The organism is Intrasporangium sp. Soil_C_50, from assembly GCF_057656595.1.
Window position 1 is genome coordinate 428,382 of sequence record NZ_JBDGKB010000002.1, and the last position, 21,280, is coordinate 449,661.

Genomic DNA, 21,280 nt, shown 5'->3' on the forward strand with positions numbered 1-21,280 from the left:
GCCCGACGCACCGGGCCGCATACGATCGCCGGCATGACGGACCCCCTGGACGGCACGACCGGCGAGCCCACCCCGCACGAGACAGCCCTCGCGGTGATGCGCGACATGGCGTCAGGCACGCTCCTCGAGCGGATGGGCATCGAGGTGACCGAGGCGTCGCCCGACCGACTCGTGGCCACGATGCCGGTGGCCGGCAATACCCAGCCCTACGGCCTGCTCCACGGCGGCGCGAGCGTCGTGCTCGCCGAGACCCTCGGGTCGGTCGGCGCGCAGCTGCACGCCGGCCCCGGCAGGGTCGCGGTCGGCCTCGACATCAACGCCACCCACCACCGGGCCGCGCGCTCCGGGGTCGTCACCGGCACCGCGACGGTGCTGAGCGCCGGGCGGACGCTCGTCAGCTACGAGGTCGTCGTCGAGGACGAGGACGGCCGACGCCTGTGCACCTCGCGGATCACCTGCCTGCTGCGCGACGCGGCGCCCGGGTCCTGACCCTCCGCGCGCGTCGCTGACGGCCGGGGCGCGAGGCCGCAGGGCTGGGCCGACGCGTCAGCCGGCGACCTGCGGACCGTGGTGACGCGGATGCCGGCCGGCGCCCAGGACGCGCGGCTCGCGCGTCTCCCGAGGTTCGCGGCGCAGGTCGCGGCGGCGTCGGAGCACCTGCTCGAGGCCGACGCGCTGCGAGCGCGGGGCCGGCTCTCCGGCGAGCTTGCGCTGCACCGTCGCCGACGTGGCGACACGGCGGACCGTCTCGGCGGCGAAGCCGAGGCGGGCGAAGAACCGGTTGGCGTCGCGGTCACCGGCGGGCACCGTGCTCGCGAGGTGCTCGGCGCCCTGACGGTCGGCGTAGCGCGACGCGGCCGTCAGCAGCGAGCGGGCCACGCCCTGGCGTCGGTGCTCGGGCAGGACGAAGAGCATGTCGATGGACACGCACGGCGAGTCGACGAGGAGGCTGCGCGTGGAGTCGGCGAGCACGACGTAGCCCGAGGGCTTGTCGCCGGAGAAGGCGACGAAGGCGCAGATGTCCTCGCGCTGCAGTGCGTGCCGCAAGGTGCCGTCGAGAGCGAGGCGCTGGGCCGCCTCGGGCGTCGTGCCGCCCTCGATCCGGTGCGCGATCCACAGCTCGATGAACATCGAGTGCAGGGTCTCGTCGACCCGCCGCACCGACACGCCCGCTCGCCCCATCGTCCCTCCAGTCGAAACCCCGGTCTCCCCCGAGGCCACCCGGCAGACACTACGACCAACCATGGACCGGCGGAAGGGGAACCCCGGATCGAACCTCGCATTTCGGTCAGCCGACGCCGGCCCGGGCGTAGAGACGGCCGGTGCCGGACGCGTCGGTCGTCACGACGAAGAGGGTCCCGGCGGCCACCGCGGACGCGGTCGGCCGTCCCGGCGGCGAGGGTTCGCGCGACCACGTGCCGCCGTGCCGCACGAGCAGCGCCCCCGGGCCCACCACGACGTCTGCGTCGCCCACGGCGACCGGCGCCGGGAGCTGGTCGTGGTCCCCGACCGCCACCTCCGGGACCTGCAACCTGGTCGGCGCCCCGTCCGCGACGCGCCAGACGGCGAGCCGTCCCTCGTCCTGACCGACGACGAGGCACCCCCCGGACCCGCACCGGGCGGCGTGCGCTTCGGCGAGCGGCGACGTGGCTGGCAGCCGGACGAGCGTCCACGGGCCACCGGCCGACGTCGAGGTCCAGATCGCCGGCGTGGACCGCACCGAGCCGCCGGCCAGGTCGGTGACCGAGCCGGCGAGCACGGCCCCCGAACCCGAGCCTGTCAGCGTCCGGGCCCCGTTGAGGGCGACCGCGGTGCTGCCGAGCGGTGTACCGGTCGAGCTCTGCCGGTTCCACCGCGACCCGGAGAGCCGCCACAGCGCGACGTCGTTGCCCGCACGCTCGCTCTGCCAGCCGCCCGACACGAGGGGCACGCCGGCGACGAACGCGGCGCCACTGAGGTCGCCGGCGCCCCAGCCGCCGAACACCTCGAAGGGCTGCGGCTGCTCGGTGACGGCGCGGGTCGAGCCGGACCAGACGGTCCACCGGACGTTCGCGTGCGCGCCGCCGCGCGCGCCGCCCAGGGCGAGCACGCGGTCGCCGTCGACGGCGACCGACAGCCAGCGCGCCTCGAACGCGTAGGGCGACACGGGGGTGAGCCGGACCGGCCGCGCTCCCGCCGCGCTCGCTCCGGTGAGCACCCACAGCCGCGGGTTCGGGCGGGTGGCGGCGTAACTGCCGACGAGCAGCGCACGGTCGGTCGCCGCGAGCGTCACGGGCTGCGACGCGTCCGGCAACGCGACCTGAGCCCACCCGGCCGGGAGCCCGGCCGATGCGCCGGCCGGGACGCTCGACGCCCCGACGCCGGAGGTGCCGGGCGACGCGCCCACCGTGGGCGTCGCCGGCCCGCTGCCCCCACCGGCCTGGCAGGCACCGAGGAGTGTGAGCAGGGGAAGGACCAGGTACAGCAGCCGCCGGGAGACGACGTCGTACCGGGAGCGGGGGCGGCCTCGACGGGCACGATCGCCCGGTCGGGGCCGCCCCCGGTCCACGTCGTCAGTCCTCGCCGAGATACGCCTTGCGGACCTCGTCGCTCGCCATGAGCTCGCGCCCCGTGCCCTTCAGCACGATCCGCCCGACCTCGAGGACGTACCCCTGGTCGGCCCGCTGCAGGGCGGCCTGGGCGTTCTGCTCGACGAGCAGGATCGTCGTGCCCTGGGACTGGAGCGTCGTCACCGTCGACATGATGCGCTTCATCATGATCGGCGACAGGCCCATCGAGGGCTCGTCGAGCATGAGCAGCTTGGGGCGGCTCATCATGGCCCGACCCATGGCCAGCATCTGCTGCTCGCCGCCGGAGAACGTGCCGGCCGGCTGCTGGCTGCGCTCCCCGAGGATCGGGAACAGCTCGTAGGCCGCCCTGAGGTCCTTCGCGATGTCGTTGTCGCGCCGTGAGTACGCCCCGAGGAGGAGGTTCTGCTCGACGGTGAGGCGCGGGAAGATCCGACGCCCCTCGGGTGAGTGCGCGATGCCGAGGTCGACGATGGTGTGCGCCGCCGCCGCGTCGATGCGCTTGCCCATGAAGGTGATCGACCCGGAGGTCGGCTTCATGAGCCCCGAGATGGTCCGCAGCGTCGTCGTCTTGCCGGCGCCGTTGGTGCCGATGAGCGAGACCACCTGGCCCTCGTCGATGGAGAAGCTGATCCCCTTGACGGCCTTGATCTTGCCGTAGGACACGACGAGGTCCTTGACCTCGAGCATGGCGGTCACTCGGTTGCTCCTTCGTGGCTCTCGTCGCGCTCGTCGACGGCCGTGCCGTCCTCGTCCTCGTCGTCCTCGGCGCCGCCGATGTAGGCCTCGATGACGCGCGGATCGGACTGCACCTCGTCGGGGGTCCCCTCGACGAGCACCTCACCGCGCACCAGGCACAGCACGCGGTCGCAGAGGTTGAAGATGAACCGCATGTCGTGCTCGATGACGACGACGGCCATGCCGCTGTCGCGGATCTTGAAGATGAGGTCGCTGGCCTGCTGGGTCTCGCGCGGGTTCATGCCGGCCGTCGGCTCGTCGAGGAGGACGAGCTTCGGGTCGGTGGCTAGGGCGCGGGCGATCTCGAGTCGCCGCTGGTCGCCGTAGGGCATGTTGCGGGCGAGGTTCTCTGCCGACTTGCCGAGGCCCACGAAGTCGAGCAGCTCCTGGGCCCGGGCCCGGGTCTCCTCCTCCTCGCGCCGGAACTTCGGCCCGCGGATGATGGACGTGAAGGCCATCGCGCCGGTGCGGCAGTAGCGCCCGACCATGACGTTCTCGAGGGCCGTCATGTTGCCGAAGAGCCGGATGTTCTGGAACGTGCGGGCCATCCCGGCCACGACGACCGCCCGCGGCTTGGGCGGGATCTGGCTGCCGAGCAGGTCGACGCGTCCCTCGGTCGGCTTGTAGAGGCCGGTGAGGCAGTTGAAGAACGTCGTCTTGCCGGCACCGTTGGGGCCGATGAGACCGACGATCTCGCCCTCGTGGACCGACATCGACACGTCGTTGACGGCGGTGAGCCCGCCGAAACGCATCGTGACCCCGGTGGCCTGCAGGACGGGCGTGCCCGCGGCTGACGCCGCGGCCCGCTCGGACTGGTCGACGGCGGTCATGCCTTGGCCTCCTGCTCCTCGACGATGTGGACTTCCTCGATGCGCTCGGCCAGCTCCTCGTCGTCCGCGTGGAACTCGAGCTTGCGCCGCTCGCTCGCGACCAGTCCCTCGGGACGGAAGCGCATCATGAGCACGAGCAGCAGGCCGAAGAGGAGCAGCCGGTAGTCGGCGACGAAGCGCAGCTTCTCCGGGAGGAGCTTGAGGATCGCCGCGCCGACGAACACGCCGGCGACGGTGCCCATGCCGCCGAGGACGACGGCGGCGAGCAGGAACGCGGACTCGAGGAAGACGTACTGGTCCGGGGACACCGACACGTCGAGGTGCGCCTTGATCGTGCCGGCCATGCCGGCGAGGAACGCGCCTCCGGCGAAGGCGAACAGCTTGAGGCCGAAGACGTTGACGCCCATGGCCTCGGCCGCCTTCTCGTCCTCGCGGATCGCGACCCAGCCCCGGCCGATGCGGCTGTTGTTGAGGCGCGTGAAGATCGTGATGACGATGACCGCGACGATGAGGAGCAGGAAGTAGTAGTTGGCGAAGCGGCCCAGCGGGATGCCGGCCACGACGTGCGTCTCGCCGAAGTCGAACCCGAAGAAGTTCAGCTCGGGGATGGCCGGGATGCCGTTCGGGCCGTTCGTGAGGTTGGGGCCGTTCTCGCCGTCGAGGTTGTTCATCGTGATGCGGAAGATCTCACCGAAGGCGAGGGTCACGATGGCGAGGTAGTCGCCGGACACGCGCAGCGTCGGCGAGCCGATGATGAGGCCGAGCGTGGCCGACGTGCAGGCGCCCACGGCCATGACGACGAGGAACGGCGGCTTCCATCCGACGGTCGCGAAGGCCGACGTCGACAGCATGGCGGCCACGTAGGCGCCGGCGCCGAGGAAGGCGATGTAGCCGAGGTCGAGCAGGCCGGCGAGACCGACGACGATGTTGAGGCCGAGTGCGGTGACCGCGAAGATGATGACCTGCGTCGCGATCGACATGTTGGCGTCGGACCCGTTCTGGGTGAACGGGAAGAGGAACGCCACCACGAACGCACCGAGGCTGAACACCCGCCGGTTCCGCGCCGCGATGTGACCCAGCCACTCGAACCCGCGCGACTTGGCGAGCGCGAAGGCGAGGCTCCCGGTGAAGACGACCATGAGGCTGAACGTCTCGCCGTCGGGGATGCCGAGCAGGTAGGCAGCCCCGAAGAGGACGACCGCGAGCAGGACGACGACGACGAGGATCTCGACCCACGACGGCAGCACGAACCGCAGCAGGTCCCCCTCCGGGGCAGTGCGGACCTCCCACGAGCCGACGGCCATGGCCAACGACCCGACGAGGGCGAGCCAGCCACCCGGGTTGATGTTGATGAGCCCACCCGACTGGTACGCGATGAGCACCAGCGCGATGACGACGTAGATCGCCGCGCCGATGCACAGCGCCCGGACGGCCGCCCCCGTGTCGAACCACTCGGTGACCCGGCGCAGCGGGCCGCGGACGGTGAGCAGGCCGAGCACGACGAGGACGCCGGTGATGATCATCGCGATCTGGACGGCGTTGGGGTAGAAGCTGACCGAGAGGTCACCGAGCACGTCGCTGGTGTAGCTCCAGGACAGGAACGTCGAGGCGATGAGCAGGACCGCGCCGACGAGGGTGACGGTCCAGGCAGCGCCGGGTGAGAGGGGGACGCGTCGGCGTCCGCCGTCGTCGGGCACGGTGGCCTCGGGGCTCGTGACGGTACTCATGCGCGGTCCACCACCCGGGCGCCGAGGAGGCCCTGCGGCCGGAAGACGAGGACGACGATGAGCAGGACGAACGCCCACACGTCCTTCCACGCCGGGCCGCCGAACTGGCCGGGGATGTACTGCGTGGCGAACGACTCGACGAGCCCGAGGACCAGGCCGCCGAGGATGGCGCCGGGGATGTTGCCGATGCCGCCGAGCACCGCCGCCGTGAAGGCCTTGAGGCCGGCGAGGAAGCCCATCCGGAAGTCGATGTTCGAGTTCAGCAGGCCCTGCGCGATGCCGGCCACCGCGGCGAGCACGGCACCGAGGGCGAAGGCGATGACGATGATCCGGTCGACGTTGATGCCCATGAGCCGCGCGGTGTCGGGGTCCTGCGAGACCGCCTGCATTCCGCGTCCGGACTTCGTGCGGTAGACGAAGAACCACAGGAGGGTCCCGCACACGACGAGCGAGGCCAGGGTGAAGATCGCGGCCCGCGGGAAGACGAGGCCACCGACCTGCAGCGCGGGTCCGGTCACGACGTCGATCTGCGGGTACGGGATCTTGCTCTTGGCCCCGGGGTAGAAGAGCCGGACGGCCTCCTGGAGGAAGACCGAGACGCCGATGGCGGTGATGAGCGGTGCCAGGCGTGGCGCCCCACGCAGCGGCCGGTAGGCCACGCGCTCCATCGCCACGGCCACGGACACCGACGCGATGACGGCGCCGATGACCATGAACGGCAGCACCCAGAGGGCGGTGGTGCCGGAGAAGAAGATCTGCCACACGGCGAGCGAGCCGAAGGCGCCGATCATGAACACCTCGCCGTGGGCGAAGTTGATGAGCTGGACGATGCCGTACACGACGGTGTAGCCGACGGCGATCAGCGCGTAGAGCGAGCCGATCACCAGGCCGTTGATGAGGGTCTGCAGGAACTCGTTCATGAGGTCAACATGTCGTCGAGGGTCACCTGTCTGGGTGCCGCGCCGGGCGCGGAGGGGCGGGAGGAGCGGAGAAGCGGGCCGGGGTCGTGAGCCCCCGCCGGGTCGTCGGGACGCCTGCGCCGGGGGTACGGGCACGGCCCGGGTCGGAGCTGTCCTCCGGCCCGGGCCGTGTCATCGTCGTCAGCTGGCGGCGATCGTCTCGGTCTTGACCGAGACCCACTTGCCGCCGTCGACCTTGTAGCCGGTGATGACGCGAGCGAGCGTGTCGCCGAAGTCGTCGAACTTCACGTTGCCGGTGACGCCCTGGAAGTCGACGCCCTTCATCGCGTCCACCGTGGCCTGACGGGCGCTCTTGGCGTCCGAGGCGCTCGCGAGCGAGGTCTTGAGCGCCGCGATGATCGCGTTGGCCGCGTCGTAGGAGTAGCCGCCGTAGGCAGCAGCCGGGTCGGCGTACTTCGCAGCCTCGTAGTCGGCGAGGAACTTCTTGCCGGCGTCCGTCGACTCGGTCGGGGCGCCGACCGAGGTGGCGAGGTCACCGTTCGACGTCGTGCCGGCGAGCTGGATGTACTTCGGGTCGAAGATGCCGTCGCCGCCCATGAGCGGGACGTTGAGACCGCTGTCCTTCATCTGCTTGGAGAGCGGGCCCGCCTGCGGGTACTCGCCGCCGTAGTACACGGCGGCGGGCTTGCTCGGCGCGACCTTGGAGATGACGGGCGCGTAGTTGCTCTCGTCGGGGTTGATCGACTCGGCCGCGACGACGGTGCCGCCGCCCTTGGTGAAGGACTCGGTGAAGTACTTGACCAGACCCTGGCCGTACGTCTTCTTGTCGTTGATCGTCGCGACCGACTTGATGCCCTGGTCGAGGAGGAACTTCGCGGCGAAGGCGCCCTGGACGATGTCGGTCGTGCAGGTGCGGAAGTACGTCTTGTACGGACGCGTGTTGCCGTCGGCGCCACGGGTCAGGGCCGGGCCGGTGTTGGCCGGCGAGACCTGCACGATGTTGGCGGCGGAGAAGACCGGCTGGGTCTGCTGGGAGACGCTCGAGTTGAGGTTGCCGACCACCGCGACGACCTGGTCGTCGGCGGCGAGCTTCGTCGCACCGTTCTTGCCCACATCGGGCTTGGCCTCGTCGTCGACCGGCTCGACCTGGAGCGTCCAGCCGGGGATCGTGTTGTTCGCGTTGGCCTGCTTGACGGCCAGGTCGACCGAGTTCTGGATGCCCTTGCCGAGCGCCGAGAGGTCGCCGGAGAGGGGCGCGATGACGCCGATCTTCGCGATCTTCTTGCCACCACCGGATGCCCCGCCGCCGGTACCGCCGCTGTCGCCGCGGGTGCCACAGGCACTCAGGGCCAGTGCTGCAGCCAGAACCGGCACAGCGAACTTCATGTGGGAACGCACAGGTGTCCTCCTGATGTCACATCCCCTCCTGCGAGGGCTGACTCGGAGACTAGGCCCATGCCCCCCGGCTGGTCACGGATTCCGGACGATCGGTGACCGTGTCGTGACCTGTCGTGACCTGCCCGCCGGACGATCTCAGGCGGGCCCTGCGTCACGACGACGGGAAGCCGTTGATGACGGCCTCGGCGACCTCTTTCATCCCGAGACGGCGGTCCATCGCGGTCTTCTGGATCCAGCGGAACGCGTCGGACTCGGACAGCTTGAGCTGGGTCATGAGCACGCCCTTGGCCCGGTCGACGAGCTTGCGGGTCTCGAGGCGCTCACCGAGGTCGGCGATCTCGGCCTCGAGGGCCTTGAGCTCCTGCCAGCGCGACGTCGCGATGTCGATGGCTGGGCGCAGGTCGTCGGCCGTGAACGGCTTGACGATGTAGGCCATGACGCCGGCGTCGCGGGCGCGCTCGACGAGCTCGGTCTGGGAGAAGGCGGTCAGCATGATGACCGGGCAGGCCTTGGTCTCGTGCAGCTGCTCGGCGGCCGAGAGACCGTCGAGCACCGGCATCTTGACGTCCATGATGACGAGGTCGGGCGTCAGCTCCTTGGCCAGAGCGACGGCCTGCTCGCCGTTGTTGGCCTGGCCGACGACCTCGTAGCCCTGCTCCCCCAGCATCTCGACGAGGTCGAGCCGGATGAGGGCCTCGTCCTCGGCGACGAGGATGCGGGTGGCGCCGGGAACCGCGCCCTGGGCGGGCGCCTCCTCGACCGGCGCGGCCGCCATGGTGGGGCGGGGCTTGGGCGTCGCGCTCTCGTCGGCGTTCGCGGTCGTGCTCTCGTCAGTGCTCTGCTCGCTGGTCACGCGTCACAGCGTAACCGGGGGCACGTTTCACGCGCGTTTCGGGCCGGTGACGCGCGTGCGGTGCGCAGTCGGTGCTCGACGCGTCGCCTGAAGGGTCAGGGCGAGGGGTGCCGAGGGCGGGACTCGAACCCGCACGACCTTGCGGCCAGAGCATTTTGAGTGCCCCGTGTCTGCCATTCCACCACCCCGGCCGGAGTGCCGGGCCAGCATACCGATGCGGCTGAGGGCCGGTACCCGCGGTGGCGGGCACCGACCCTCGGTGCGTCGGGAGGACGGGTCAGCCCGTGACCTCCTCCGGACGGTAGGCAGGTGCCCGGCGGTGGACCGCGTCGCCGACGCGGTGCACGCGCAGCGCGTTCGTCGAGCCCGGGATGCCGGGGGGAGAGCCGGCGACGATGAGGACGCGGTCGCCCTCGGTGACCCGGTGCTCGGGGATGAGCTTGAGGTCGACCTGCATCGCGAACTGGTCGGTGTGGTGCATCCGAGGCACGAGGTAGGTCTCGATGCCCCAGGTCAGGGCCAGCTGGGAGCGGACGCGAGGCTCGGAGGTGAAGGCCAGCATCGGCAGCCGCGGGCGCAGGCGGGCCATCCGCGTGGCAGAGCCGCCGGTCTCGGTGAAGGTGATGAGGAACTTCGCCCCGACCACGTCGCCGATCTCGACCGCCGCCTTGCTGACCGCGCCGCCGACCGTCTTCGGGTTGGTCTTCATCCGGGCGATCTTGTCGTAGCCGCGCTCCTCGGTGGTCTCGATGATGCGGGCCATCGTGCGCACCGCGTCGATCGGCCACGCCCCGACGGACGTCTCGCCCGAGAGCATGAGGGCGTCGGCGCCGTCGAGGACCGCGTTGGCGGCGTCGGAGGCCTCGGCACGCGTCGGGCGCGGGTTCTCGATCATCGACTCGAGCACCTGCGTCGCGACGATGACCGGCTTGGCCTCGCGGCGGGCCAGCTCGATGGCCTGCTTCTGGACGAGCGGGACGTCCTCGAGGGGCATCTCGACGCCGAGGTCACCGCGGGCGACCATGATCCCGTCGAACGCGGAGACGATGGCCTCGAGGTTCTCGACGGCCTGCGGCTTCTCGATCTTGGCGATGACCGGCAGACGGTAGCCGAACTCGTCCATGATCTCGTGGACGTCGGCGAGGTCGTCGGGCGAGCGGACGAACGACAGCGCGATGAGGTCGACGCCGAGGCGCATCGCGAAGCGGAGGTCCTCGCGGTCCTTCTCCGACAGGGCCGGCACGCTGACGGCGACGCCCGGCAGGTTGATGCCCTTGTTGTTGCTGACCTCGCCGGGCACGACGGTCTCGGTGAGGACGTCGGTGTCGGTGACCTCGACGGCCTTGAGCATGACCTTGCCGTCGTCGATGAGCAGGAGGTCGCCGGGCTTCACGTCACCGGGCAGGCCCTTGTACGTCGTGCCGACGATCGAGTCGTCGCCCTCGACGTCGCGCGTGGTGATGGTGAACTGCTGGCCGACGCTGAGGGAGACGGGGCCGCTCGCGAACCGGCCGGTGCGGATCTTGGGGCCCTGGAGGTCGACGAGGATGCCGACGGCGCGGCCGGACTCGTCGCTGGCGGCGCGGACGTCGCGGTACACCTGCTCGTGCACGGAGTGGTCTCCGTGGGAGAGGTTGAGGCGGGCCACGTCCATGCCGGCGTCGACGAGGGCGCGCAGCTGGTGAGGGGAGGAGGTCTTGGGTCCGATCGTGCAGACGATCTTGGCGCGGCGCATGGTTCTCACCTTATGGGGCCTGTGACCTGAGTCACCAAGGGGGTTCGCCCCGTGGACGGACTCGGCTCAGGCGGTCAGCGGGCGGTCGTTCGGGCCGATCGGGCGCGGCAGCGACGAGGACCCGGTGAGCCACGCGTCGACACCCGCGGCCGCGGCCCGGCCCTCGGCGATGGCCCACACGATGAGCGACTGGCCACGGCCCGCGTCGCCGGCGACGAAGACGCCGGGCACCGAGCTCATGAAGTTCTTGTCGCGCCGGACGTTGCTGCGCTCGTCGAGGTCGACGCCGAGCTGCGCGACGACGCCCGGGCCCTCCGGGCCGAGGAAGCCCATCGCGAAGAGCACGAGCTGGGCCGGGATCTCCCGCTCGGTGCCCGGCTTGGGAGTCAGCTTCCCGTCGACCATCTCGACCTCGGTCAGGCGCAGGGCCGCGACGTTGCCGTCGTCGTCGCCGACGAAGTCGGTGGTGCTGACGGCGTAGACGCGCTCGCCGCCCTCCTCGTGGGCGCTCGCGACGCGGTAGAGCATCGGGTACGTCGGCCAGGGCTGGCCGGCCGGGCGCTCCTCCCCCGGCTGGGGCAGGATCTCGAGGCTCGTCACCGACGCTGCGCCTTGGCGGTGCGCCGTGCCGATGCAGTCGGCGCCGGTGTCGCCGCCGCCGATGACGACGACGTGCTTGTCGGTGGCGAGGATCTGGTCGGCCACCTCCTCGCCGAGCGCGGCACGGTTGCCCTGCGGCAGGTAGTCCATCGCCTGGTGGATGCCGCCGAGCTCGCGGCCCGGCACCGACAGGTCGCGCGGCACCGTGGCACCGAGCGCGAGGACGACGGCGTCGTAGCGGTCCCGCAGCTGCTGTCCGGTGACGTCGCCGCCGACGTCGACGCTGTTGCGGAAGCGCGTGCCCTCGGCCTCCATCTGGGCCAGGCGCCGGTCGAGGACCGACTTCTCCATCTTGAACTCGGGGATGCCGTAGCGCAGGAGGCCGCCGGGCTTGTCGGCCCGCTCGAAGACCGCGACGGTGTGGCCGGCGCGCGTCAGCTGCTGGGCGGCGGCGAGGCCCGCGGGCCCCGAGCCGACGACCGCGACGGTCTTGCCGGACAGGCGCTCGGGCGGCAGCGGCCGCACGAGGCCGTCGTCGAAGGCGCGCTCGATCGTCGTGACCTCGACCTGCTTGATCGTCACGGCCGGCTGGTTGATGCCGAGGACGCACGCGGTCTCGCACGGGGCGGGGCACAGGCGCCCGGTGAACTCCGGGAAGTTGTTCGTCGCGTGCAGCCGCTCGATGGCGTCGGACCAGTCGCCGCGCCACGCGAGGGTGTTCCACTCGGGGATGAGGTTGCCGAGCGGGCAGCCAGAGTGGCAGAACGGGATGCCGCAGTCCATGCAGCGTCCGGCCTGGCGCTGGAGCTGGCCGCGCTCCTGCTCCTCGTAGACCTCCTTCCAGTCCCGGATGCGCACCGGGACCGGACGACGGGTCGGGAGCTCGCGCTCGCGGGTGGTGAGAAAGCCCTGGGGGTCAGCCACGGGAAGCCTCCATGATCCGGTTCCACACGTCGGCACCGTCGGGGTCGAGGCCCTCGGCCTCGGCTTCGGCGCGGACGTCGAGGACGCGCTGGTAGTCGCGGGGAAGGACGAGCGTGAACCGCTCGCGGGCGGACGCCCAGTCGTCGAGCAGGGCCTGCGCGACCGGCGAGCCGGTCCACTGCACGTGCCCCTCGAGCAGGGCGCGCAGGGTCGTCTCGTCATCGGGCCGCAGCGCGCCGAGGTCGACGAGCTCGGGGTTGACGAGGCGCGGGTCGAGGTCGAGGACGTAGGCGACGCCACCGGACATGCCGGCCGCGAAGTTGCGGCCCGTGGCCCCGAGGACGACGGCCACGCCGCCGGTCATGTACTCGCAGCCGTGGTCGCCGACACCCTCGACGACCGCGTGGGCGCCGGAGTTGCGGACGCAGAACCGCTCCCCCACGACGCCGCGCAGGAACAGCTGGCCGGTCGTCGCGCCGTAGGCGATGACGTTGCCGGCGATGACGTTCTCCTCGGCGACGAGGCGCGCCTCCTTCGCCGGCCGGACGACGACGCGTCCGCCGGACAGGCCCTTGCCGACGTAGTCGTTGGCGTCGCCGAACAGCTGCATCGTGACGCCGGCCGGCAGGAACGCCCCGAAGGACTGGCCGCCGGAGCCGGTCATCGTCAGCTCGATGGTGTTGTCGGGCAGGCCGTTCGGGTGCGACTTGGTCACGTGGTGGCCGAGCATCGTGCCGACCGTCCGGTTGACGTTGCGCACCGCGATGCTCGAACGCACCTGCTCGCCGCTCTCGATGGCCGGCAGCGCCCGCGTCAGCAGCTCGTTGTCGAGCGCCTTGTCGAGGCCGTGGTCCTGCGCGGTCGACTGGTGCAGCGTGCCGCCGGTCGGGTTGTCGGCGACGGACAGGATCGGCGTCAGGTCGAGCCCCGAGGCCTTCCAGTGCGCGACGGCCTTCTCGATGTCGAGGCTGCCGACCTGGCCGACGGCCTCCTCGATCGACCGGAAGCCGAGCGCGGCGAGGTGCTCGCGGACCTCCTCGGCGATGTACTCGAAGAACGTCTCGACGAACTCCGGCTTGCCGGTGAACCGGGCACGCAGCTCGGGGTTCTGGGTGGCGATGCCGACCGGACACGTGTCGAGGTGGCAGACGCGCATCATGACGCAGCCGGACACGACGAGCGGAGCGGTGGCGAAGCCGAACTCCTCGGCGCCGAGCAGCGCGGCGACGACGACGTCGCGACCGGTCTTCAGCTGTCCGTCGACCTGCACGACGATGCGGTCGCGCAGCCCGTTGAGCACGAGCGTCTGCTGGGCCTCGGCGAGGCCGAGCTCCCACGGGGCGCCGGCGTGCTTGAGCGAGGTGAGCGGGCTGGCGCCCGTGCCGCCGTCGTGGCCCGAGATGAGCACGACGTCGGCGTGCGCCTTGGACACGCCGGCCGCGACCGTGCCGACGCCGACCTCGGAGACGAGCTTGACGTGGACCCGCGCCGCCGGGTTGGCGTTCTTGAGGTCGTGGATCAGCTGGGCGAGGTCCTCGATCGAGTAGATGTCGTGGTGCGGCGGCGGCGAGATGAGGCCGACGCCGGGCGTCGAGTGCCGGGTGCGCGCGACCCACGGGTACACCTTGTGGCCCGGGAGCTGGCCGCCCTCACCGGGCTTGGCGCCCTGGGCCATCTTGATCTGGATGTCGTCGGAGTGCGTCAGGTAGAGGCTCGTGACACCGAAGCGCCCGGAGGCGACCTGCTTGACGGCAGAACGACGCTCGGGGTCGAGGAGGCGCTCGATGTCCTCGCCGCCCTCGCCGGTGTTGGACCGGCCACCGAGGTGGTTCATGGCGACGGCGAGGGTCTCGTGGGCCTCCTGCGAGATCGAGCCGTAGCTCATCGCGCCGGTGTTGAACCGCTTGACGATCTCGCTGACCGACTCGACCTCCTCGATCGGCACGGGCAGCCGGCCGGTGACCCCGGTGGGCCGGAAGCCCATGAGGCCGCGCAGCGTCATGAGGCGCGTCGTCTGGTCGTCGACGCGGTTCGTGTACTGCTTGAACACGTCGTAGCGACGCTGGCGCGTCGAGTGCTGGAGGCGGAAGACCGTCTCGGGGTCGAAGAGGTGCGGCTCGCCCTCACGACGCCACTGGTACTCGCCGCCGACCTCGAGGACGCGGTGCGGCTGGTGGACGCCGTCGGGCGGGTAGGCCGTGGCGTGCCGCTCGGACGCCTCGCGGGCGATGACGTCGAGGCCGACGCCACCGAGCTGGCTCACCGTGCCGGTGAAGTAGCGGTCGACCAGGTCCTGCGACAGGCCGATGGCCTCGAACACCTGCGCGCCGCGGTAGGAGGCGACGGTCGAGATGCCCATCTTCGACATGACCTTGAGGACGCCCTTGCCGAGCGCCTTGATGAGGTTCTGGACGGCCTTCTCGGGCGTGACGCCCTCGATCTGGCGCGACCGGACGAGGTCCTCGACGGTCTCCATGGCGAGGTAGGGGTTGACCGCCGCGGCACCGTAGCCGATGAGCAGGGCGACGTGGTGCACCTCGCGGACGTCGCCGGCCTCGACGAGCAGACCCACCTGGGTGCGCGTCTTCTCGCGGATGAGGTGGTGGTGCACGGCAGCGGTGAGCAGCAGCGACGGGATCGGCGCGAGGTCGCGGCCGGAGTCGCGGTCGGAGAGCACGACGAAGCGCGCGCCCCGGGCGATGGCCTGAGACACCTCGGCGAAGATCTCCTCGAGCCGGTCGCGCATCGCGCGTGCCCCGCCGGTGACGTCGTAGAGGCCGCGGACCACGTGCGTCGCGTAGCCGGGAAGGTCGCCGTCGGCGTTGATGTGGACGATCTTGGCGAGCTCGTCGTTGTCGATGACCGGGAACTCGAGGACGAGCTGGCGGGCGTGCGCCGGCGACGCCGACAGGGCGTTGCCCTCCGGGCCCATGAACGTGCCGAGCGAGGTGACGAGCTCCTCGCGGATGGCGTCGAGCGGCGGGTTGGTCACCTGGGCGAAGAGCTGGGTGAAGTAGTCGAAGAGCAGCCGCGGACGCGAGGACAGGACGGCGATCGGGGTGTCGGTACCCATCGAGCCGAGCGCCTCGCCGCCGGTGCGCGCCATCGGCGCGAGGAGGATGCGCAGCTCCTCGGCGGTGTAGCCGAAGGTCTGCTGGCGGCGCGCGACCGAGGCGGCCGTGTGGACGATGTGCTCGCGCTCCGGGAGGTCCTCGAGCCGGATGAGGCCGGCGTGCAGCCACTCGGCGTACGGCTTGGCGGCCGCGAGCTGGGACTTGATCTCGTCGTCGCCGACGATCCGGCCGTGCTCGGTGTCGACGAGGAACATCTTCCCGGGCTGCAGGCGTCCGCGCCGGACCACGCGCTCCGGGTCGAGGTCGAGGACGCCGGTCTCGGAGGCCAGCACGACGAGGCCGTCGTCGGTGACGGCGTAGCGCCCGGGTCGCAGGCCGTTGCGGTCGAGGACCGCGCCGACGAGCGTGCCGTCGGTGAAGCAGACGTTGGCCGGGCCGTCCCACGGCTCCATGAAGCTGGAGTGGAACTCGTAGAAGGCCTTGCGGGCCGGGTCCATCGTCTCGTGGTTCTCCCAGGCCTCCGGGATCATCATGAGGACGGCGTGCGGCAGCGAGCGGCCGCCGAGGTGGAGCAGCTCGAGGACCTCGTCGAAGCTGGCCGAGTCGGACGACTCGGGCGTGCAGATCGGGAAGAGCCGGTTGAGGTCGCCCGGGATGATGTCGCTCGTGAGCAGGCTCTCGCGGGCGTGCATCCAGTTGCGGTTGCCCTTGACGGTGTTGATCTCGCCGTTGTGGGCGATGAGCCGGTAGGGGTGCGCGAGCGGCCACGACGGGAACGTGTTCGTCGAGAACCGCGAGTGCACGAGCGCGAGCTCGGTGGCGAAGCGCGGGTCGGACAGGTCGGGGAAGAACGGCTCGAGCTGGCCGGTCGTCAGCATGCCCTTGTAGACGATGGTGCGGGCCGACAGCGAGGCGAAGTAGACGTCGACCTCGCGCTCGGCGCGCTTGCGCAGGCAGAAGGCGAGCCGGTCGAGGCCGAGGGCGACCTGCCGGCCGATCGAGCTGCTGACGAAGAGCTGCTCGAAGTGCGGCATGCAGTCGCGGGCCACCTGGCCGACGAGGTCGGCCTCGACGGGGACGTCGCGCCAGCCGAGGACCTTGAGGTTCTCCTGGGCCGCGATCTCCTCGATGCGGGCCTTGGCCGCGGCGCGCTCGACGGCGTTCGCCGGCAGGAAGGCGATGCCCGCGGCGTAGGCCCCGGCGTTCGGCAGGGTGAAGGGCAGGACGCCGCGGAAGAACGCGTCGGGGATCTGCGTCAGGACGCCGGCGCCGTCACCGACGAGCGGGTCGGCGCCGGTGGCACCTCGGTGGTCGAGGTTGCGGAGCGCCGTCAGGGCGTGGTCGACGATGTCGTGCCCGGCGCTCCCGCGCATCGTCGCGATGAGGGCGACACCACAGGCGTCGTGCTCGAACTCGCGGCGGTAGAGACCGGAGTCCTCAGGCTGAGCACTGAAGAGGTTCCGGGTACGGGTGTGCGGCGACATGTTCACCGTCCTTCTCGGGTACCAAGGAGCGGCGTGGAGGGCCGCCAACGCATGACGAAAAGCGTGTGGACGGCGCTGGCCACAGGCTGTGTTGCGTCGAGGCTAGCGGAGGAGCCCGCTGTCCTACCTGTTGATACGCGAGATTTCGGATGCTGAGACGCCGTGCGCGGACGGCATGGTCGGACGTGACGAAGGTCGCGTCAGGAGCCCGACGCGCGCTCCTTCTCCGCGGGGCCGGAGGGGACGTGGTTTGCGCCGTCGCCGGGCCCGCCGGCCGCAGGATCTTCGGACGCGCCGTCGGCGTCGTCGGGGCCGCCCAGACCGTCGGACGCGTCCGCGTCCGGGCTGTCGTCGGGGCGCGGCGTGTCCGGCTGGGCCATCCCGCGGAACCGGATCCAGAGGACCAGCCCGAGCAGGAAGACGAGGATCGAGACCCACGTGTTCACCCGCTGGCCGAGGATGTGGTTGGCCTCGTCGCTGCGCATGTTCTCGATGACGATGCGCCCCACCGGGTAGCCCATGACGTAGGCCGCGAACGTCTGGCCGGCCCGAAGCTGCCGGTGGCGCCCGAGCCAGATGAGGAACGCGGCGAGGGCGAGGCACCAGAGGGCCTCGTAGAGGAAGGTCGGCTGGTAGTAGCCCTTGACGACGGGCTGGCCCGCGGAGTCGAGGATCGCGTGCCCGGCGCTGGTGTCCCAGGCGTAGATCTTCAGCCTCCACGGCAGGTCGGTGGGGGCGCCGTAGATCTCGTTGTTGAACCAGTTGCCGAACCGGCCCATCGCCTGGGCGATGGCCAGGCCCGGAGCCGCGGCATCGACGAAGTGGCGGAAGCTGACGTCGTGCTTCCGCGCGCCGATCCACGCACCGAGGGCCCCGAGCGCGACGGCGCCCCAGATGCCGAGGCCGCCCTCGTAGATGGCGAACGCCTTCCACGGGTCGCCGTTCGGTCCGAAGTAGGGCTGTGGCGTCGTGATGAGGTGGTAGAGCCGCCCGCCGACGATGCCGAAGGGCACCGCCCACGCGGAGATGTCGATGGCGACGCCGCGCTGGTAGCCGAGCGCGGTCAGCCGGCGCGACGTCAGCCAGACGGCGACGACGATGCCGGCGAGGATGCACATGGCGTACCCGCGGATCGGCAGCGGCCCGAGGTGCCAGACGCCGACCGTCGGCGAGGGGATGTACGCCGGCAGGGACGCGAGCGTGGTCATCCGCGTGCCGCCCGGACGCCGTCAGCGAGCTCGCGGGCCAGCGCGCCGAGCGCCTCGAGGCCGGCCTCGGGCGAGACCGCTTCGGTGAGGCAGCGCACGAGCGCCGAGCCGACGATGACGCCGTCGGCGAAGCGTCCGACCTCGGCGGCCTGGGCACCCGTGGAGACGCCGAGGCCGACGCAGACGGGCAGGTCGGTGTGCTCGCGGGTGCGGGCCACGAGGGCGTCGGCCTGGGCGCCGACGGCAGACCGGGCGCCGGTGACGCCCATGACGGCGGTCGCGTAGACGAAGCCGCGGCTGGCGGCCGTGACGTAGGCGAGACGCTCGGGCGTGGAGCTCGGGGCGACGAGGAAGACCTTGTCGAGGTCGTGGGCGTCGGCGGCGGCGATCCACTCGCCCGCCTCGTCGGGGATGAGGTCGGGCGTGATGAGACCCGCTCCCCCGGCGGCGGCGAGGTCGGCGGCGAAGCGCTCGACGCCGTAGTGCAGCACCGGGTTCCAGTACGTCATGACGAGGGCCTGGGCCCCTGCGTCGGCGACGGCCCGGACCGCGGTGAAGACGTCCTTGAGGTGGACACCGCCGGCGAGAGCGCGCACGGCGGCGTCCTGGATGACGGGGCCGTCCATGACGGGGTCGCTGTAGGGCACGCCGACCTCGACGACGTCGACGCCGTTCTCGACGAGGACGCGCATCGCCTCGACCGAGCCCTCGACGGACGGGAAGCCGACGGGCAGGTAGCCGACGAGGGCGGCGCGGCCCTCGTCGCGGCAGGCCTGCAGGACGGCTCCGACGCTCACAGCTGCTCTCCCATGCCCTTGGCGCCGTCGTCGGCGGTGGCCGCGACGTCGGCGGACGCGTCGGCGATGACGGTCTGGCCCTCGTCGCCGATGAGGCCGAACCACGCGGCGGCGGTGTGGACGTCCTTGTCGCCGCGTCCCGACAGGTTGACGAGGACGACGGCGTCGGGGCCGAGCTCGCGGCCGAGCTGCATCGCGCCGGCGAGGGCGTGCGCGCTCTCGATGGCCGGCAGGATGCCCTCGGTCTGCGCGAGGAGGCGGAAGGCCTCCATGGCCTCGTCGTCGGTGATCGGCCGGTACTCGGCCCGGCCGGTGCGCAGCAGGTGGGCGTGCTCGGGGCCGACGCTCGGGTAGTCGAGGCCCGCCGAGACGCTGTGCGACTCGATGGTCTGGCCGTCGTCGTCCTGCAGCACGTAGGTGAACGCGCCGTGGAGGACGCCGGGGGTGCCGGCGGCGAAGCGCGCCGCGTGCTTGCCGGACGCGACACCCGACCCGCCCGCCTCGAAGCCGACGAGCCGCACCGACGCGTCGTCGATGAACCGGTGGAAGATGCCCATGGCGTTGGAGCCGCCGCCGACGCACGCGCACACGACGTCCGGCAGCCGGCCGACGAGGTCGAGCACCTGCTGACGGGCCTCGACGCCGATGATGCGGTGGAAGTCGCGGACCATCTCGGGGAACGGGTGCGGGCCCGTGACGGTGCCGAGGACGTAGTGCGTGGTGTCGACGTTGGCCACCCAGTCGCGGAACGCCTCGTTGACGGCGTCCTTGAGGGTCCTGCTGCCGTTGTCGACGGGCACGACGGTGGCCCCGAGCAGCTGCATCCGGGCGACGTTGAGCGCCTGGCGCTCGGTGTCCTTGCGGCCCATGTAGACGACGCACTCGAGGCCGAGCAGCGCCGCCGCCGTGGCCGTGGCGACGCCGTGCTGGCCGGCGCCGGTCTCGGCGATGACGCGGGTCTTGCCCATGCGCTTGGTCAGCAGCGCCTGGCCGAGCACGTTGTTGATCTTGTGCGAGCCGGTGTGGTTGAGGTCCTCGCGCTTGAGGATGACGCGGGCCCCACCGCAGTGCTCGGCGAAGCGCGGCACCTCGGTGATGATGCTCGGGCGACCCGTGTACGTCCGGTGCAGCCGCTCGAGCTCACCGACGAACTCGGGGTCGACGACGGCCTTGCGCCACACCTCCTCGAGCTGCTCGAGCGCCGGGATCAGCGCCTCCGGGACGTATCGACCGCCGAACTCGCCGAAGCGGCCGTGCGGTTCGGGCGCTGCTGCTGGCTGTGGTGCGGGTGATGCGGTCATGCCCTCTCCCTGACACCGGCGGCGGGCGCACCGGCGGTGCGCACCGCGGCGGCGGCGTCCATGAACGAACGGACGGTGGCCTCGGGGTCGCCGTCCCTGACGAGTGCCTCGCCGACGAGCACGGCGTCGGCGCCGGCGCGGACGTACGCCGCGACGTCGTCGGGCCCGGCGACACCGGACTCGGCGACGGCCAGGACCCCGGACGGGATGCGCGGCAGCAGGTCGGTGACGGTGCGGGGGTCGACCTCGAGGGTCTTGAGGTTGCGGGCGTTGACGCCGACGAGGACGGCGTCCGCGGCGAGCGCGCGCTCGAGCTCGGCGGCGTCGTGGACCTCGACGAGGCACGTCATGCCGAGCTCGTGGGCCTGCTGTCCGAGGTCCCGGAGCTGCGCGTCGTCGAGCGCCGCGACGATGAGCAGGACGAGGTCGGCGCCGTGCGCGCGGGCCTCGGTGACCTGGTAGGCATCGACCATGAAGTCCTTGCGCAGCAAGGGAGTCCGCACGCAGCGGCGCACCTCGTCGAGATCGGCGAGCGTGCCGCCGAAGCGGCGTTCCTCGGTGAGGACGCTGATGGCCGCGGCGCCGCCGGCGGCGTAGGCGGACGCGAGACGCCCCGGCTCGGGGATCTGCGCGAGCGCGCCCTTGCTCGGGCTCGAGCGCTTGACCTCGGCGATGACCGCGACGCCGTGGGCGGCGCGGAAGCCGGGCAACGGGTCGAGGGCCGGGGCGGCGTCGCCCACCCGGCGTTCGAGCTCGGCGAGCGGCGTCGCGGCACGACGGCGTCCGAGATCCTCCCGGACGCCGCTGATGATCCCGTCGAGGACCGTCGCCACGGTGCTCAGCTCTGGCCGAGCGTCTGGCTGCCGGCCTCGTCCGGCGCGTCGACGAGGCTGCCGGCCTGCGCGTGGTGCGACGAGCTGCCGTAGCCGGCCATCGACATGACCTTGCCGGCGATCACGCCGAGGACGATGACCACGCCACCGACGATGCTGATCGGCAGGCTGGCCGCGACGACGCCGACGGAGGCGATGGCCGAGCCGACCAGGATGATGCCGACCGCCGTCCACGCGGCAACGCTGTGTCCGTGGTCCTCGTGCTGCTCTTCCATGGCGTCCTCTCTCGTC

Annotated in this window: 17 protein-coding genes and 1 tRNA gene; 1 reads left to right on the forward strand and 17 read right to left on the reverse strand. The window is 71.6% G+C overall.

The genetic code is table 11. The features are described from left to right. Positions 1–96 precede the first annotated feature (96 nt). The gene (locus tag AC3A5R_RS09485; protein ID WP_487620545.1) at positions 97–489 is read left to right on the forward strand and encodes a PaaI family thioesterase; all 393 of its coding nucleotides are present in this window, start codon (positions 97–99) and stop codon (positions 487–489) included. 57 nt (positions 490–546) lie between these two features. Here the strand turns inward: AC3A5R_RS09485 and AC3A5R_RS09490 are convergent, their stop codons facing one another. From AC3A5R_RS09490 to AC3A5R_RS09570, 17 genes are all read right to left on the reverse strand, one after another. Beyond that, a complete protein-coding gene (locus tag AC3A5R_RS09490; RefSeq protein ID WP_487620502.1) occupies positions 547–1,182 on the reverse strand; it encodes a GNAT family N-acetyltransferase in 636 nt (211 codons plus the stop codon). Between the two features lie 106 nt (positions 1,183–1,288). Then, positions 1,289–2,548, reverse strand: a complete 1,260-nt coding sequence (locus AC3A5R_RS09495; RefSeq protein ID WP_487620503.1) for a hypothetical protein — start codon at positions 2,546–2,548, stop codon at positions 1,289–1,291. 4 nt (positions 2,549–2,552) lie between these two features. Next, positions 2,553–3,257: an ABC transporter ATP-binding protein gene (locus AC3A5R_RS09500; protein ID WP_487620546.1), complete on the reverse strand. Its 705-nt coding sequence runs from the start codon at positions 3,255–3,257 to the stop codon at positions 2,553–2,555. 5 nt (positions 3,258–3,262) lie between these two features. After that, on the reverse strand, positions 3,263–4,135 hold the full coding sequence (locus tag AC3A5R_RS09505; RefSeq protein WP_487620504.1) for an ABC transporter ATP-binding protein: 873 nt from the start codon (positions 4,133–4,135) through the stop codon (positions 3,263–3,265). Further along, on the reverse strand, positions 4,132–5,862 hold the full coding sequence (locus AC3A5R_RS09510; protein ID WP_487620505.1) for a branched-chain amino acid ABC transporter permease: 1,731 nt from the start codon (positions 5,860–5,862) through the stop codon (positions 4,132–4,134). The genes AC3A5R_RS09505 and AC3A5R_RS09510 overlap by 4 nt, the downstream gene beginning before the upstream one ends. Beyond that, positions 5,859–6,782 (reverse strand): branched-chain amino acid ABC transporter permease, encoded by a 924-nt coding sequence (locus AC3A5R_RS09515; RefSeq protein ID WP_323100151.1) that lies wholly within the window; start codon positions 6,780–6,782, stop codon positions 5,859–5,861. The genes AC3A5R_RS09510 and AC3A5R_RS09515 overlap by 4 nt, the downstream gene beginning before the upstream one ends. Positions 6,783–6,962: 180 nt before the next feature. Next, positions 6,963–8,180: a branched-chain amino acid ABC transporter substrate-binding protein gene (locus AC3A5R_RS09520; RefSeq protein ID WP_487620506.1), complete on the reverse strand. Its 1,218-nt coding sequence runs from the start codon at positions 8,178–8,180 to the stop codon at positions 6,963–6,965. A 151-nt stretch (positions 8,181–8,331) separates the two neighbouring features. Next, complete coding sequence (locus AC3A5R_RS09525) at positions 8,332–8,955, reverse strand: ANTAR domain-containing response regulator (RefSeq protein WP_487620547.1); 624 nt, start codon at positions 8,953–8,955, stop codon at positions 8,332–8,334. Between the two features lie 186 nt (positions 8,956–9,141). Next, positions 9,142–9,224: transfer RNA gene (locus AC3A5R_RS09530), tRNA-Leu, on the reverse strand. A gap of 86 nt (positions 9,225–9,310) precedes the next feature. Continuing rightward, a complete protein-coding gene (gene pyk, locus AC3A5R_RS09535) occupies positions 9,311–10,768 on the reverse strand; it encodes a pyruvate kinase (protein WP_487620507.1) in 1,458 nt (485 codons plus the stop codon). A gap of 66 nt (positions 10,769–10,834) precedes the next feature. Further along, complete coding sequence (locus tag AC3A5R_RS09540; protein WP_487620508.1) at positions 10,835–12,292, reverse strand: glutamate synthase subunit beta; 1,458 nt, start codon at positions 12,290–12,292, stop codon at positions 10,835–10,837. Further along, a complete protein-coding gene (gene gltB, locus AC3A5R_RS09545; protein ID WP_487620509.1) occupies positions 12,285–16,850 on the reverse strand; it encodes a glutamate synthase large subunit in 4,566 nt (1,521 codons plus the stop codon). The genes AC3A5R_RS09540 and gltB overlap by 8 nt, the downstream gene beginning before the upstream one ends. Before the next feature lie 200 nt (positions 16,851–17,050). After that, a complete protein-coding gene (gene lgt, locus AC3A5R_RS09550) occupies positions 17,051–18,058 on the reverse strand; it encodes a prolipoprotein diacylglyceryl transferase (RefSeq protein WP_487620510.1) in 1,008 nt (335 codons plus the stop codon). Then, the gene (trpA, locus tag AC3A5R_RS09555) at positions 18,055–18,855 is read right to left on the reverse strand and encodes a tryptophan synthase subunit alpha (protein WP_487620511.1); all 801 of its coding nucleotides are present in this window, start codon (positions 18,853–18,855) and stop codon (positions 18,055–18,057) included. The genes lgt and trpA overlap by 4 nt, the downstream gene beginning before the upstream one ends. Beyond that, positions 18,852–20,156, reverse strand: a complete 1,305-nt coding sequence (trpB, locus tag AC3A5R_RS09560) for a tryptophan synthase subunit beta (protein ID WP_487620512.1) — start codon at positions 20,154–20,156, stop codon at positions 18,852–18,854. Before trpB ends, trpA begins: the two co-directional genes overlap by 4 nt. Continuing rightward, positions 20,153–20,989 carry an indole-3-glycerol phosphate synthase TrpC gene (gene trpC, locus AC3A5R_RS09565; RefSeq protein WP_487620513.1) on the reverse strand — a complete coding sequence of 279 codons (837 nt, stop codon included), beginning with the start codon at positions 20,987–20,989 and terminating at the stop codon, positions 20,153–20,155. The genes trpB and trpC overlap by 4 nt, the downstream gene beginning before the upstream one ends. Positions 20,990–20,994: 5 nt before the next feature. Beyond that, complete coding sequence (locus tag AC3A5R_RS09570; protein WP_487620514.1) at positions 20,995–21,264, reverse strand: HGxxPAAW family protein; 270 nt, start codon at positions 21,262–21,264, stop codon at positions 20,995–20,997. Positions 21,265–21,280 lie beyond the last annotated feature (16 nt).

Bases quoted from the DNA above. Each gene is read 5' to 3' on its own strand.
- AC3A5R_RS09485 (WP_487620545.1), top strand. From the start codon at position 97: ATGCGCGACATGGCGTCAGGCACGCTCCTCGAGCGGATGGGCATCGAG.
- AC3A5R_RS09490 (WP_487620502.1), bottom strand. From the start codon at position 1,182: ATGGGGCGAGCGGGCGTGTCGGTGCGGCGGGTCGACGAGACCCTGCAC.
- AC3A5R_RS09500 (WP_487620546.1), bottom strand. From the start codon at position 3,257: ATGCTCGAGGTCAAGGACCTCGTCGTGTCCTACGGCAAGATCAAGGCC.
- AC3A5R_RS09505 (WP_487620504.1), bottom strand. From the start codon at position 4,135: ATGACCGCCGTCGACCAGTCCGAGCGGGCCGCGGCGTCAGCCGCGGGC.
- AC3A5R_RS09510 (WP_487620505.1), bottom strand. From the start codon at position 5,862: ATGAGTACCGTCACGAGCCCCGAGGCCACCGTGCCCGACGACGGCGGA.
- AC3A5R_RS09515 (WP_323100151.1), bottom strand. From the start codon at position 6,782: ATGAACGAGTTCCTGCAGACCCTCATCAACGGCCTGGTGATCGGCTCG.
- AC3A5R_RS09525 (WP_487620547.1), bottom strand. From the start codon at position 8,955: ATGGCGGCCGCGCCGGTCGAGGAGGCGCCCGCCCAGGGCGCGGTTCCC.
- pyk (WP_487620507.1), bottom strand. From the start codon at position 10,768: ATGCGCCGCGCCAAGATCGTCTGCACGATCGGACCCAAGACCTCCTCC.
- gltB (WP_487620509.1), bottom strand. From the start codon at position 16,850: ATGTCGCCGCACACCCGTACCCGGAACCTCTTCAGTGCTCAGCCTGAG.
- lgt (WP_487620510.1), bottom strand. From the start codon at position 18,058: ATGACCACGCTCGCGTCCCTGCCGGCGTACATCCCCTCGCCGACGGTC.
- trpB (WP_487620512.1), bottom strand. From the start codon at position 20,156: ATGACCGCATCACCCGCACCACAGCCAGCAGCAGCGCCCGAACCGCAC.
- AC3A5R_RS09570 (WP_487620514.1), bottom strand. From the start codon at position 21,264: ATGGAAGAGCAGCACGAGGACCACGGACACAGCGTTGCCGCGTGGACG.